Source organism: Micromonospora peucetia, assembly GCF_900091625.1.
Taxonomy (GTDB): Bacteria; Actinomycetota; Actinomycetes; order Mycobacteriales; family Micromonosporaceae; genus Micromonospora; species Micromonospora peucetia.
On the sequence record NZ_FMIC01000002.1, the window covers coordinates 6,390,471 to 6,404,615 of the forward strand.

At 71.7% G+C, this 14,145-nt stretch carries 10 protein-coding genes and 1 pseudogene; 4 read left to right on the forward strand and 7 right to left on the reverse strand.

Annotated features, from left to right (window positions below; translation table 11 throughout):
* Positions 1-9 precede the first annotated feature (9 nt).
* Positions 10-2,472, forward strand: a complete 2,463-nt coding sequence (locus GA0070608_RS27930; RefSeq protein WP_091631848.1) for a DUF4127 family protein — start codon at positions 10-12, stop codon at positions 2,470-2,472.
* A gap of 225 nt (positions 2,473-2,697) precedes the next feature.
* Here GA0070608_RS27930 and GA0070608_RS27935 read toward each other — a convergent pair whose 3' ends face one another.
* A complete protein-coding gene (locus GA0070608_RS27935; RefSeq protein WP_141719565.1) occupies positions 2,698-3,606 on the reverse strand; it encodes a hypothetical protein in 909 nt (302 codons plus the stop codon).
* A gap of 101 nt (positions 3,607-3,707) precedes the next feature.
* Complete coding sequence (locus GA0070608_RS27940) at positions 3,708-4,010, reverse strand: helix-turn-helix domain-containing protein (protein ID WP_091631857.1); 303 nt, start codon at positions 4,008-4,010, stop codon at positions 3,708-3,710.
* A gap of 65 nt (positions 4,011-4,075) precedes the next feature.
* On the opposite strand from GA0070608_RS27940, the gene map reads away from it, so the two are divergent.
* Entirely contained in the window at positions 4,076-4,858 is a 783-nt protein-coding gene (map, locus tag GA0070608_RS27945; protein WP_091631860.1) for a type I methionyl aminopeptidase, read from the forward strand.
* Between the two features lie 54 nt (positions 4,859-4,912).
* On the opposite strand, the gene GA0070608_RS27950 is transcribed toward map, so the two are convergent.
* From GA0070608_RS27950 to GA0070608_RS27970, 5 genes are all read right to left on the reverse strand, one after another.
* Positions 4,913-5,794: a family 3 encapsulin nanocompartment shell protein gene (locus tag GA0070608_RS27950; protein ID WP_141719566.1), complete on the reverse strand. Its 882-nt coding sequence runs from the start codon at positions 5,792-5,794 to the stop codon at positions 4,913-4,915.
* Positions 5,791-6,528: a sulfotransferase-like domain-containing protein gene (locus tag GA0070608_RS27955; protein ID WP_091631862.1), complete on the reverse strand. Its 738-nt coding sequence runs from the start codon at positions 6,526-6,528 to the stop codon at positions 5,791-5,793. The genes GA0070608_RS27950 and GA0070608_RS27955 overlap by 4 nt, the downstream gene beginning before the upstream one ends.
* 58 nt (positions 6,529-6,586) lie before the next feature.
* A complete protein-coding gene (locus GA0070608_RS27960; RefSeq protein WP_091631865.1) occupies positions 6,587-7,570 on the reverse strand; it encodes an aldo/keto reductase in 984 nt (327 codons plus the stop codon).
* Between the two features lie 44 nt (positions 7,571-7,614).
* Positions 7,615-10,740: a non-ribosomal peptide synthetase gene (locus GA0070608_RS27965; RefSeq protein ID WP_091631868.1), complete on the reverse strand. Its 3,126-nt coding sequence runs from the start codon at positions 10,738-10,740 to the stop codon at positions 7,615-7,617.
* 188 nt (positions 10,741-10,928) lie between these two features.
* Positions 10,929-12,500, reverse strand: a complete 1,572-nt coding sequence (locus tag GA0070608_RS27970) for a long-chain-fatty-acid--CoA ligase (RefSeq protein ID WP_091631871.1) — start codon at positions 12,498-12,500, stop codon at positions 10,929-10,931.
* A gap of 138 nt (positions 12,501-12,638) precedes the next feature.
* Here GA0070608_RS27970 and GA0070608_RS34400 point away from each other — a divergent pair.
* Together GA0070608_RS34400 and GA0070608_RS27980 are read left to right on the forward strand one after the other, a co-directional pair.
* Positions 12,639-12,785: pseudogene (locus tag GA0070608_RS34400) on the forward strand (BTAD domain-containing putative transcriptional regulator); the annotation flags it as partial.
* Positions 12,786-12,930: 145 nt separating this feature from the next.
* The gene (locus GA0070608_RS27980; RefSeq protein WP_176733872.1) at positions 12,931-14,142 is read left to right on the forward strand and encodes a cytochrome P450; all 1,212 of its coding nucleotides are present in this window, start codon (positions 12,931-12,933) and stop codon (positions 14,140-14,142) included.
* Positions 14,143-14,145 lie beyond the last annotated feature (3 nt).

Sequence of the window (14,145 nt, forward strand, 5' to 3'; positions counted from 1 at the left end):
AGTGAACTGATGCGTCGCAACAGACGACTGACACCCCGCGCCCTCAGCATGATCACCACCACCGCTGTCATCCTCACCCTCGCGGTCGCCCTCCCGGGCACACCGGCCGCAGCCGCCAGACCGCCGGCCAACCTGGGTCAGCTCGCCGTCGTACCGCTGGATGACCGGCCGTTCACCGCGTACACGCCGGTCGCGGTCGCCGAGGCCGGCGGGCACCAGGCGCTGACACCCCCGAAGGACCTGCTCGGCGAGTACTTCACCTACGGTCAGGCCGACGCGGTCGGCGCGTGGTGGCGCAGGGCCGCCGCCGACGCGGACGGCTCGGTCGTCGCGGCCCCGATGCTCGCCTACGGCGGCCTGGTCGCTTCCCGGACCTGCCAGACCAGCCTGGCCGACGCCCGGCGGCGGCTCACCGTGCTGGACGAGGTGAAGCGGAAGAACCCCGACAAGCCCCTCTACGCGTTCGACGTGATCATGCGCCTCACCATCGAGCCGACCAGCAGCTACCCGGGCATCTACTCCGGCCCGATCCGGCGCTGGGCGATCCTGATGGACCAGGTGGAGAACCTCGGGCAGGAGGAGCGCCGGGCCGAGTACGAGCAGGTCGCCAACGAGATCCCCGAGGAGATCAAGGCGGACTTCCGCTGTGCCCGCGCGCGGGACCACCAGATCAACCGGGACATGATCGAACGGGTCGCCAACGGCACCATCGACTACCTGGTCCTCGGTCAGGACGACGCCACCGAGCACGGCCCGCACCGCCTGGAGAAGGCGGGCCTGGCCGCGCTCGCGGCGAAACTCGGGGTCCAGGACCGGGTCAAGATCTATCCGGGCGCGGACATCCTCGGCGCGCTGCTGGTGGCCAAGCACATCACCAAGCGGCTCGGCGCCGCCCCGACGGTCGACGTCGAGTGGTCCCGTACCCCCGGCGACCAGTGGGTGGCGCCCTATCAGGACGTCCCCTACGCCACCCTGGTCGACGAATACGTGCGTACCCTCGGCGCCCGCCCCTCGGACAGTCCCGACGCCGACATCCTGTTGATGGCGAACACCGCCGGGGGCGGAAACCTGGAACCCTTCGCCGACCGGATCCACGAAGCGGTGGCCCGGGGCCGGCTCGTCGCAGTCGGCGACGACGCACTGGCCGGAAAGGTGGACAGTGAGCTACGTTCGCTGCTCGCCCCCCGGATCCGGTTCGGGGAACTGGCCGGTTGGTCCGGCTGGAACATCGGCCTGTCGATCTCCCAGTCGGTGGTCCGCGCGGCGCTGTTGCAGGCGAGCCGGACCGGGCGCCTGCCGGGTTTCCCCGGCAATTCGAAGGGGATTCCCTTCCAGAAGGCGCGCCAGGCCATCCTGCTGGGCGCCGCCACCGCGCACGTCGAGTTGACGCTGCAGGAACTGGCCCACACCGATCTCTACCGCAACCAGGTGCTCAGCCAGGTCCAGGCGTACGCCCGGGACAACGGCGACGATCCGCAGTACATGACGAAGGTGTTCGCGGGCGCCAACCAGCTCGCGGTGCAGCGGACCAGGGCGCTGGCCGATCAGCTCTTCGCCGACGAGTTCGCCGGCACCCCGATCCGAGCCGGCAACGACAGCCGGGACGAGGTGACCGCGGTCGTGCACCGGCTGACGTCCTGGGAGATGACGCTGGCCTGGTCGCGCTACCAGGAGCTGGAAGCCTTCCCCACGCTCGCGCTGAGCACCGCCCCCACCGACCGCGGCGCGCTGCTCACCGTCACGGCGCTGCCCCTGCGGACCACGGTCCGGCCGGACTCGGACGTGGACGAACGGGTCACCGTGGTACTCCGTAACGACGTCGGCACTCCCGTGACGGCACAGCTCAGCGCTGTCGTCCCCGACGGGTGGGTCGCCCCGGCCCCGACCGGGGTACGGCTCGCGCCGTTCGCGGTGGTGGAGGTTCCGTTGACCGTGGGGGTCCGACAGCTCGCGGCCGAGCAGAGCGCCACCGTCACGGTCGAGGCCCCGCACGTCATGCCGCAGAACGGGCACCGCCAGTTCGCCGCGAGCGCGACCATGACCTTCGGGGCGGTGTGGCGCAACGTGGCGCTGGCCGCCGAGGGCGCCACGGCCACCGCGTCGGGCTGGTGGCGACAGTACGTGCCGGCGCACGTGATCGACGGCAACCGCGTCAGCGCAGGTAGTCGCTGGATCACCGATCCGGGCGACAGTCACTGGCTGCAGGTCGAGTTCGCCGATCCGGAGCTGATCGACACGGTACGGCTGTACCAGTACGGCGGGTACGAGCTGACCGCGTACCGGATCTCCGGCCTCGTTGACGGTGCCTGGCAGGTGCTCAGCGAGGTCACCGGAAACACGACCCAGGTCACCACGCACACCGTCACGCCGGTCCGCGCGACCGCCGTCCGCCTCGACGTGCTCGGCAGCCGGGACAGGCAGGCCCGGCTCTACGAGATCGAGGTGACCTGCCGGGCCGCCGCCTGCGGCTGACCGTAAACCCCGCTGACCCGAAGCGCGTCCGCCGCCGCCGGACCGGGCGGCGTGCCGCCCCCGAAGCCGTAATGACTCGGGGGCGGCACGCCGCCCGCAGCACCACCGTGAGCAGCGCGGCGACCGCGAGGTTGCCGGGAGCAGACCGGCCCGCGCGCCGAGCGCGAGCCCGGCCGAGTCGGGCGGGCACCTGCAAGGCGCCGGTCGGTATGCGCTCCGCCGGCCTCAGCGCCGGGCGCTGCCCGGTCGGCCTCGGCCGGTCCCGGAGGCCCGGTGACCGATACGCGGAGCCCGTACCACCGGGGCGTTGCGAGACCCGGGGCGGAAGTCCCGCGCCGCGCCGGCAACCATCTCGTCGGGATCGCGGCCGAGCAACTGCCGGATGTGCGGCGGGACCACCTCCGACGTCGCCATCGCCATCCGTACCTGCACCGAGCGGTCGTCAACCAGGCGTCGCAGATCCGCCTCGTCCAGCTCGACCGCGAGCACCAGGGCGGCGCGGACGTCCACCACGGGATCCTGGGCAAGTGCGCTGCGCTGGGCGGTGGTGGTCCGCGGGTTGCGGGCGAGCCCCTTGCGTACGCGTACGGTGCGATCGGCCATCAGGGCGGTGATCACGCCGGGGTCGTGGGTGTGGGTGGCGAGTCGCTCCCGTACCTCGGGTGAGACGTCGTCGACCAGCCGCGCGGCCAGCTCGGGCTCCAATTCGCGCGTCTCCGCGAGGAGCCCACGAAGCTCCTTGTCGGGAGCCTCCGCCATCACCCGGCGGATCGACTCGTTGCAGGCCGGGTTGCCGGCGACCGCCCAGCGGACCCACCGGTCGGCGTCCTTGACGAGTAGCAGGAGATTGGCGACCGACGTCGAGGGGTTTCTCGCCACGGCCTCCCGGACATGACGATCATGGTCCCGGGTCAGCGGTCGCAGTGCCTGCGCGGGCGCGTCGGTGCGGGTCGCGACCGCCTTACGGACCGCGGCCGACGGATCGGACGCCAGGTCGATGAGGGTCATATGTGGCGTTGCGGGGTCCTGCGCGACGGCGAGCCGCGCGTCGACGCCGCCACCCGTCGCACCGTCCGCGGCGGCACCTGACTCACTGTGACGGTTGGGCCCGCCGGCGTCCTGCTGTTTCCCCATGGGCGCCATCATGTCACGGGCCGATATTGGCACCACGAGCCCTGACCAGAGCTTTGGCGGTGGTCGAAGCGTCACTTCCGCGGATGCCCCAGCAGGGAGACCTACGAGGCCAACCGCTCACGTGCGTTGTGACCAGTGCTGGTCGGTTCAACACCACGTTCGGGCTGGTTGATCTCGGCCCACACCGCATCGAGGGAGAGGCCGAGGATGTCGGCGATCGCCGCGATGGTCGGGAAGGCAGGGGTCGCTACGCGGCCCGACTCGATCTTCCGGAGGGTCTCCGGTGAGACGCGTGCGTCGAGCGCGGTCTCGAGCATCGAGCGCTCTCCCCTGGCGCGACGCAACACGGCACCGAGGCGCTGTCCGCGCTCGACCTCTGCGGGTGTGAGCGGCAACCTGACCATGCTCCGATTCTAGTACCGGGATAATATGGCCGGGATAGTTATTGGCTGCATGAGGAAGGCGCCGCATGATCGAGATCCTGAACCCCACCGACCTGCCCCGAGCGAAGGAGGCAGGCGCCCTGGTCGCCGACATCTTGCAGATGCTGAAGATCCGCAGCTCAGTAGGCACCAACCTCCAAGACATCAACCGGTGGGCCAAGACCATGATCGTCGAGGCTGGAGCGCAGTCCTGTTACGTCGACTACGAGCCGTCCTTCGGACGCGGGCCGTTCGGCCACTACATCTGCACGTCCGTCAACGACGCCGTGCTCCACGGGCTGCCATACGACTACACGCTTGCCGACGGAGATCTGCTGTCACTCGACCTCGCCGTCTCCAAAGGCGGAGTCGTCGCAGACTCTGCCATCAGCTTCATCGTGGGCGACTCAAAGCCCCCGGAGAGCGTCGCGATGATCAGCGCGACCGAACGCGCGCTGTACGCGGGGATAGCCGCTGCCGGGCCTGGGGCTCGCATCGGCGACATCTCCCACGCCATCGGCTCGACCCTCCACGAAGCGGGGTATCCGATCAACACCGAGTTCGGAGGTCACGGGATCGGATCAACGATGCACCAGGACCCGCACGTTCCGAACACCGGACGGCCCGGTCGCGGATACCGACTGCGCCCTGGGCTGCTGCTGGCATTGGAGCCGTGGGTCATGGCGGACACCGCTGAACTCATCACTGATGCCGACGGGTGGACGCTCCGAAGTGCGACAGGCTGCCGGACAGCACACAGTGAGCACACGATCGCCATCACCGACGACGGAGCTGAAATCCTCACCTTGCCGAAGCAGGCGCACTCGTGAGGCCCACGTCCCCATCCGTGGCGTGAAGCCAGCCTCACGACTGCGGTGACGCTCCTAGGCCGGTACGACGTGGAAGAAGTGGGTCGGCAGGTGCACGGCCAGGCCCTCGTGGATCTCGGCGCAGACAGCCGGGCCGTCGGTGGCGAAGGTACCGGGCGGCGGGGTGTCGACGCGGATCGCGGATCGCCCGGCGTCCAGCAGGCGGGCCGCCATCGCGAAGTCGCCCACCACCGCCTCGCCCGGCGCCACCATCCGCGTACGGCTGATCTGGACGCCGTTACGGGTCAGGTCCGCCAGCAACGCGCCCCGCCCGAGCAGGTGGGTGTAGTAGTCCCTCGGGTTGACAATCATCGCGTGCGGGGTGGCGCCGGTCTGCTCGATCTCGTCGCAGGCGGCGAGCAGGCCGCTCAGCCAGTCGTGCCGGTACGGCAGCCGCCCGATCTCCGGGTGCCGCAGCAGGCCGCCCTCGCCGATGGTCAGCGCCTGGTTCTCGGCCGTGGCGAGGCGGACCAGCAGCCGGTAGTCGATGAAGACGGCCAGCGCCTCCGGGTCGTCGGCGACTTCCTCGGGGATGCGCACCCAGGCGCGGATCGGGTGCACCCCGGCGGAGGCGGTGCCGAACCGGAAGGCGGCCTCCCGGCGCAGGCCCGACTCGTGGACGGCGGCGGCCTCGCCCGCGTCGGGCCGGCCCTCGCACCAGAACCGGACCGGCTCCATCCCGACCGACCGCTTGCGGAACAGGTTGCGGACGGTCACCCGGGGGCGTTCCTTCGTCGGCTGGAAGGCGTCCGTGATGGTGTAGTCGAAGCGCACCTCGGCGCCGGCGGGATCGGCGGCGTACGCGCGGGCGAACAGCTCACCGGGCGACAGCGTCGCCGAGGCGCCGGGCGACAGGGTCGCCGAGGCGGTCACGGGCGGTGCGGCGGTGATGGTCATGAGTCCTCCCCGATGCAGATGGCGTGCCGGATCAGCCGCTGGTAGAAGGGCTGGTGGTGGTCGTGGTACGACCGCAGGGTGTCGTTGTTGGCGACGGTCACCTCGAAGGACTTCTCGACCGGCGAGAAGCCCGAGGTGCGTTCGACGTCGAGGTGCCACTTGCGGGTACGCCGCCACTCGGCCCGCTCCCCCGGCGCCCAGTTCAGCGCCTCCGGCCGGAACGGCAGCCCCACGGCGGCGCACCAGGCGGCCACCGTCTCCCCCGGGTGCCGCAGCAGGTCCTCGGCCCGGATCACCACCGGCGGCCGGTGCGCGGTCCGGCTGACCAGGTCGAACAGCTCCCACTGGTGCTCGTAGCCGATCTCCGGGCAGGTCACCGTCGGCTTGATCGCGTAGTGCGAGCTGATCGTGCGGGCCGGTTCCCGGACGATGAAGGTGTGCGTGACGTCCGCGATCGCCCCGGGATCGGCGAACAGGTGCCGGTAGCGGTATTCGAGCGTGTCCTTGACGAAGACGGTCCGGTCCCGGCCCAGCTCGCTCAGGTGCGCGACGACCTCGGCCGCGTCGGTCACGGTGACGGTGCCGCCGTCTGCGGTGGGCAGCTCGACGTTCCCCTCGTCGACGAGGGTGACCAGGGGCTCGTGGACGACCGCGACGTCACCGCGGGCGATCATCATGCGCAGGAACGCGGTGGAGAGCGCCCGGGGGTGCGCCCACATGGCGATCACCGGCATGCCGGCCTCCCGTACCGCGTCGCCCGGCGCTGCACCGCGACCCCGCGCTGCGCCGCGCTCACTGCGACCACGACGTGGGCTTGCGGTCCCACCGGTGCGCGCGCAGCGTGTCCAGCAGCCCGGCGTCCAGCGGCACGCCGTCGCTGACGGCCAGGTTGGCGCGCACGTGCTCGGCGCGGCGCATGCCGGGGATCACCGTACTCACCGCCGGGTGGTGCAGGGTGAACCGCAGCGCCAGCTCCGGCATGGTCGTCCCGGCCGGCACCTCGGCGGCCAGCCGCTCGGCGCGCTCCACGCTGGGCAGCAGGTTCTCCGGCCCGAAGTACGTGCTGCGCCAGTCCTCCTCCGGCCAGGTGCTGTCGGCGGTCAGCGTGCCGGTCAGCGTCCCCTCGTCGAACGGGACCCGGGCGATGATCGCGATGTCGTCGCGCTGGGCGCGCGGGAACAGTTCGTCCTCCGGCGCCTGGTCGAAGATGTTGTAGATGACCTGCACGACGTCGATCAGGCCGGTGTCTAGGGCGGCGTGGCAGTTCGTCGGCTCCCACCGGTTGACGCTGATCCCGATGCCGTCGACCACGCCCTCCCGCTTGAGGTCCGCGACGGCCTCCTGCCAGCGGCCGTCGGCGGCCCACCGGTCCTCCCAGACGTGGAACTGGAGCAGGTCGATCCGGTCCACGCCGAGGTTCTCGAGGCTGCGGTGGGTGAACTCGCGGATGTGCTCGGCCGGGAAGACGTCGTCCAGGCTGTCCTGGGGACCGGGCGGCCACTCGCGGTTCTTCGGCGGGATCTTGGTGGCCAGGTACAGCCGGCGGTCCGGGTGCCGGCGCACCAGGCCGCCGAGGAGTTGCTCACTGACACCCCGCCCGTAGACCCAGGCGGTGTCGAAGAAGTTGCAGCCCCGTTCCACCGCCTCGTCCAGGCAGGCCGGTGCGGTGTCGTAGTCCCAGCCGGTGAAGCCGCCGGGTCCACCGCCGATGCCCCACATCCCGTACCCGACCTCGCTGACCTGCCAGCCGAGCCGACCCATCCTGCGGTATCGCATTCCACTCCCTCCTCCGTGCCGGTCACCGCGTCACGCGCGGCCGTTCACCCTGGTCCCGCCGGCAGCAGCAGCCGGTCGGCCTCCCGCCGCACGTGCTCGCCCAGCCAGGCGCGGTAGGCACCGACGGACGGGCCGAGCCGATGGTCGGTGAAGCCTCCGCGCCGTTCCAGCTCGGCGCAGCCGTCGCGCCGGAAGAGCCGGGGGTTGTCGGTGAGCAGCGTCGCGAAGACCGCGCGCAGCCGCTCCTCGTCGGCGCCCGCGCCGGGCGGAAACAGGGCCAGCAGCACGGCAGCGTCGCGGTCGCCCCCGCCCGCCGCCTCCCGCAGCCCCGCCAGGAACCGCCCGCAGCTCACCCGGGGCAGGGCGTCCGCGCCGGCCAGCGGCAGGTCGGTGAAGTCGACGCTCACCGGGTGCAGGACGTGCAGCGTGCCGCCCCACTGGCGCGGATCGACGACCGTGGCGACGATCCGCCGGGCGGCCCAGTCCACCGGCGTCCAGTCGGAGAGCACGGGCGCGTCGGGCCGCATCCGCAGCCGATGGCAGGCCGCCAGCAGCAGGTGGGTCAGGGCCCGGGGGTTGGGGTGGCCGTCGTCGGCCGCGGGCATCACCTCGCCGAGGCGCAGCACCGTGATGGTCGCGCCCCGCCGCCGGGCCTCGTCGAGGTACCGCTCCGCCACCCACTTCGACCGGCTGTAGCCGCTCGTCGGCCCGACGGCGAGGGCCGGGGCGTACGTCTCGGGCAGCGGCTGCGGATGGCGGGCGGCCTCGCTGTCGAGGACGCCGAGGGTGGAGACGTGGTGCAGCGGCTTCGGTCGACCCGTCAGGCAGAGCCGCAGCAGCTCGGCGGTGCCGAGGACGTTCGCGGCGCGGTGGGCCCGGTAGTCGAACAGGAAGTTGACCAGCGCCCCGGCGTGCAGCACGAGGTCGCAGTCGTGGGCCAGCCGGTCCCACGCCTGCGGGGTCAGGCCGAGGGCCGGGCGGCCGAGGTCGGCCACGTACCCGTGTAGGCGCAGGCCGTGGCCGGGCCGCCACAGGCCCCGCTCGGCCAGCGCGCGCACGACGCGGGCGGTGGCCTCGGCGTCGTCGGCCGCGCGGGCCAGGCACAGCACCCGGACGTCGGTGGTGGCGAGCAGCTCGTGCACCAGGCGCGCGCCGACGAATCCGGTGGCCCCGGTGACCAGGACCGTACGCGGCGCCCGGCGCCGGCCGACGGGACGTACGGGCAGGTCGGCCGGGACCTTCGCGTCCCGCTCCACCAGCTCGTCCTCGGTCTCGGCGGGGTCGGCCGCGCGCAGCCGTACCGCGAGCGCCCGGGCGAGCCGGGCGGCACTGCGGTGGGTGAACAGGTCCTGCACGCCGACGCGGAGGCTCTGGTCCGCGCCGAGGGCGGTGACCACGTCGAGGGCCTGGAGCGAGTCGCCCCCGGCGTCGAGGAAGTCGGTGTCGGGGCCGAGGTCGGGCCGGCCGAGGACCGTCCGGAACACCCCCAGCACCCGGTCGGGCAGCGTCCGCGCCTCGGCGGGCGCGGCCGACGGGCGTGTCCGGTCGACGAACGTACGGTCCAGCCAGGCCTCCAGCGCCCGCCGGTCGACCTTGCCGTTGCCGGTCAGCGGCAGCGCGTCGCGCACGACGACGTGCCGGGGCACGTGGGTCCGGGGCAGCAGCCGCCGCAGGTGCGCCCGCACCTGCGGCTCCGTCACCTCGGGGTCGGCGGCGAGGAAGAGTGCCAACGACCTGCCCCGGTGCTCGCGGGCGAGCAGGACCTTCGCCTGCCGTACGCCGGCCAGCCGGGTGGCGGCGGTCTCGATCTCGCCGGCCTCGATCCGCACGCCGTTGACCTTGAGCTGGTGGTCGCGGCGGCCGGCGAAGTGCAGCCGGCCGTCGGGGGCGATCCGGCCGAGGTCGCCGGTGCGGTAGAGCCGCGGGCCCGGGATGCCGGGCAGCGGGTTGGGCACGAACACCTCGGCGGTGCGGGCCGCGTCGCCGAGGTACCCCTCGCCCAGACACACGCCGCCGATGACGATCTCGCCGGTCTCGCCCGGCGGCAGGGGCCGCAGCTCGGCGTCCACCACGGCGGCGTAGCAGTTGTCGATGGGCCGGCCGATGGGGATGACGTCGCCGTCGGATCGGGCGACGGTGTGGAAGATCATGCCGATCGACGCCTCGGTGGGGCCGTAGCCGTTGGTGACCGCCACCTCCGGCACCAGCTCGACCAGGCGGTGCACCGCCCACGGGTCGATCTCCTCGCCGCCGACGATCACGTTGCGCAGCGACGCGACGGCGCGGCGGGCGGCCGGGTCCCGGTCCAGGACCGAGACCAGCGCGCCGAGCACGCTCGGCACGAAGTCGGTCATCGTGACGGCCTCGTCGGCGATGGTCCGGACGGTCCGCTCGACGTCGAGGAACCCGCCCTCGACCGGCACCACCGTCCGACCGCCGGTGGTCAGCGGCCAGAACATCTGCCACACCGACGAGTCGAAGGTGTGCCGGCTGTTCTGGAGCACCACCTCGTCGCCGGTCGCCGCGAAGTGGCGGGTCATGAACCGCAGCCGGTTGGCGATCCCGTCGTGCCGGTTCAGCGCGCACTTCGGGGTGCCGGTGGTGCCCGAGGTGAAGATGCCGTAGATCAGGTCGGCCGGGCCGATCGGCACGCCGGGCCGGCGGCGTTTCGGGGTGATCTCGTCGAGGTCGACGGGCAGGCAGGGGACGTCTCCGGTGTCGGGACGCGGGCCGGAGCCGCGTACCACCGCGAGCCGGGGCCGGACCACCCGCAGCGAGGCGTGCAGCCGGTCCGCCGGCCAGCCGGGATCGACGGGTACGAAGGCCGCGCCGAGCTTCATCAACGCCAGGTCGACGACGGGCAGTTCGAGCCCGTCGGCGAGCAGGACCGGCACCACGTCGCCCCGCCGGACGCCCCGCCCGGCCAGGGCGGCGGCGACGCCGTTGGCCAGGTCGTCGAGTTCGCGGTACGTCAGCGAGCGGCCCCGGAACGACACCGCCCGACGGTGCGGGTGCCGGTCGACGCGCTCTTCGACCATGCCGGGCACGGCGAGGAAGGGCCGGTCGTCGTACGGCGTCCCGGCAGCCGTCGGAGGGGTGGCGGTGCACCGGCAGGTGGATCCGTCGGAGACGGGAACCGCCGCCACGGATCCGGTGTCGCCCTCCCTCATCACGCCTCCTGTCCCTGTGCCCGCCCGGCCTGTCGTCACGCCGCGGACGGGACGGTTCCGACCCGACGCGCAGCAAGGGAAGTTGGAACTCGGCCGGAGTCAGCGGAATTCGACGTGGGGACGGTCGTCCAGCAGCCGGTGCCGTGGGGCCCGGCGGTCCGGCTCGCTGGTCACCGCGGTCATCGCGCTCAACCCACCCGGCGGTCGTGGCCCTGCCAGAACCGCTCACGCAGCTCGCGGCGCAGGATCTTGCCGCTGGGGTTGCGAGGCACCCGCTCGATGAACTCGTAGTGCAGCGGCTGCTTGAAGCCGGCGAGCTGGCCGCGCAGGTGCAGCGCCAGGTCGCGTTCGGTGAGCTGCTGGCCCTCCACCGGCACCACGAACGCGTAGACAGCCTCGCCCCAGCGCTCGTCCGGCACCCCCACGACCGCCGACTCGGCGACCAGCGGGTGCCGACCGATGACGTTCTCGACCTCGGCCGGGTAGACGTTCTCCGCCGCCACGATGATCACGTCCTTGATCCGGTCGCGGATGAACAGGTAGCCGTCCTCGTCCAGCACGCCCGCGTCACCGGTGACGACCCATCCGTCGACCAGCGTCTTCGCCGTGGCCTCCGGCTGGTTCCAGTACTCCACCATCACGCCCGGCGAACGAAGCCAGACCTCGCCGACCTCGCCCGCCGGCAGCGGGTTGCCCTTGTCGTCCACGACCTTGACCTCGAAGCCCGGGTACGGCAGCCCCGCCGCCTGCATCTTGCCGCTGTCCGGGGTGTGGTCGGCCGGGGGCAGGCAGACGGCGGAGTTGCCGGTCTCGGTCAGGCCGTAGATCTGGGCGAACTCGCAGCCGAAGCCCTCGATGCAGCGGGCCAGGAGCGCGGCCGAGATGGGCGCGCTGCCGTAGACGATCTTCCGCAGGGAGGCGAAGTCCTCCCTGGTGACACCGGGCTCCACGAGCAGCAGGCGCAGCAGCGCGGGCACCAGGATGGCGGTGCGCACGCGCAGCGTCCTGATCAGCTCGATCGCGCCCGCCGTGGTGAACTCGCGCATCACCACGTTCGTGACGCCCGAGATGAAACCCAGCGCCGCCCACCCCAGGCCGGCGATGTGGAAGCCGGGCACGCTGACGAGATTGACCTCGCCCTCGCGCAAGTCGAGCCAGTCCAGGTCGGCCGAGGCGAGCGCGTCGCGTACCGCGAATAGGCTGCGGTGCGCGAGGACGACGCCCTTCGGCAGGCCCGTCGTGCCGCTGGTGTACATCTGCACCAGCGGCGTGTCGGGCGTGACCCTGGCCAGCACGTTCGCGTCCGGCTGCGCCGCCACCCAGGCCGCGAAGCCGGCGCGGGCCACGCCGCCGGAGTCCAGCGCGACCACCTGCCGCAGCATCGGCAGTTCCGGCGCCAGCTTCTCGGCGACGGCGGCCGAGTCGGAGTCGACGAACAGCAGGGCGGCGCCGCAGTCGCGCAGGATGTGTTCGACCTCGCCGGCGGCCAGCCGCCAGTTGATCGGTACGAGCACCACACCGGTCTTGGCGGCGCCGAAGAGCAGGTCGTAGTAGTGCTCGGACTCCCTGCCCAGGTAGGCGATGCGGTCACCGGGGTGCAGCCCGGCCGCCTGGAGACCGCGCGCCACCTGGTTGCTGACGCGGTGCAGGGTGGCGTAGTCGACACGCCGGCCCTCGCAGATCATGGCGACGACGTCCGGCTGCTGGACGGCGTGCCTGCGCGCCACGTCGACGAGGGTGCGCAACTGAACAGTCACCATCGCTATTCCTCCTCTGCGCACGAGTGCGAAATTGAACGTAATAGGCGCGTGTCCATTACCCGGTAACAGTGAAAGAACTGGCCATGAGGGCCCCGCCTAACCACCAATTCATGCTCGCCCTCCACCGCAGCCGGACGCCAAGTCGACGCCTTCCGCGTCTATCGACGCACCCGCGAAGCACTCATTGACGGTCTCGGCAACGAACCCGGCCGCAGCTTGCAAGAAATCCAACAACGCATCCTCGAACACGACACCCGAATTCAGATCCCCGTACTCGTGAGTTGAGGTGTCACCGCACCAACGGCCGGCGTCCCGGCAGTTACCCGAGCGTGGACGGGCTGGGGGCACCATGGGCGCGCGGGCGGTCCCTCCCGCCCGGCGCACCGGATGCCGACAGCGATTCCTTCCGAGCGATCACAGCGAGGACGACATGGCGAACAAGTGCCCGGTGCACGGGCATCGGAAGCTGATGGACGACGACTACTTCGCGAGCCCGTACGCGGCGTACGAGCGCTACGCGACACTGCACGAGCGGGGCACCGTCCACCGGACCTGTCTCGACGACCACGGCCAGGTCTGGCTGGTGACCGGCCACGCGGAGGTCTACTCGGCGCTGCGCGACAAGCGCCTGGCGCGTCCCCGCGAGTACTCCAGCGGCGACTTCACCAGCCAGCGCTTCCCGGAGGGTTCGGCGACCGGCACCATCGTCACCCTCGACCCGCCGGAGCACACGCGGCTCAAGAAGATGATCAACTTCACCTTCCTGCCCCGCAACCTGGAGACCTTCCGCCCCCGCGTGCACCAGCTGGTCGAGGCCCGGCTGGACGCCATCGAAGCGGCGGGCGGCGGCGACCTGGTCGGCGACTACGCGGCCATCCTGCCGATCACGATCGTCTGCGACGTGCTCGGCATCCCTGACGAGTACCGCCAGGGCCTCAAGGAGATGGCCGACCTCGCCTTCGGCAGCGACGACGAGACCAACGCCCGGGTCCGCTCGACCATGTCGAAGCTCATGAACGAGATCCGGCAACAGAAGACGGCGGAGCCCGGCGACGACCTCTTCTCGTACTGGATCCACGCCAAGAACGCCGACGGGGAGCCGGAGCTCGACGTCTACCAGGTGATGGCCCTGGCCCTGCTGACGATGCTGGGCGGCTACGACACCACCTCGGGGATGATCAGCCGGGGCGCGCTGGCGCTGCTCGACGACCCGGACACGCTGGACCGGCTCCGCAAGGACCCGGACCTGTTCGACGAGGCCGTCGAGGAGTTGCTGCGCCGCAACGGCTCCGTGCACCACGGCTTCCGCCGCTTCGCCACCGAGGACCTGGAGATCGACGGCACGAAGATCGGCAAGGGCGACACGGTGCTGCTGCACCTGACCGCCGCCGGCAACGACCCGAAGCGGTTCCCCGATCCGCAGGTGCTCGACATCGACCGCGCCGACAAGGCGCACGTGGCGTTCGGCGGCGGCCCGCACTTCTGCTCCGGCTCCGAGCTGGCCCGGATGGAGGTCACCATCGCCCTCCGGGAGCTGTTCACCCGCTTTCCGAACATCAAGCTGGCCGTACCCCCGGAGTCACTGAAGGTGCGGCACTCGCCGCTGGTGCCCGCCCTGGTGTCCCTTCCGGTCACGGTCTGAGCG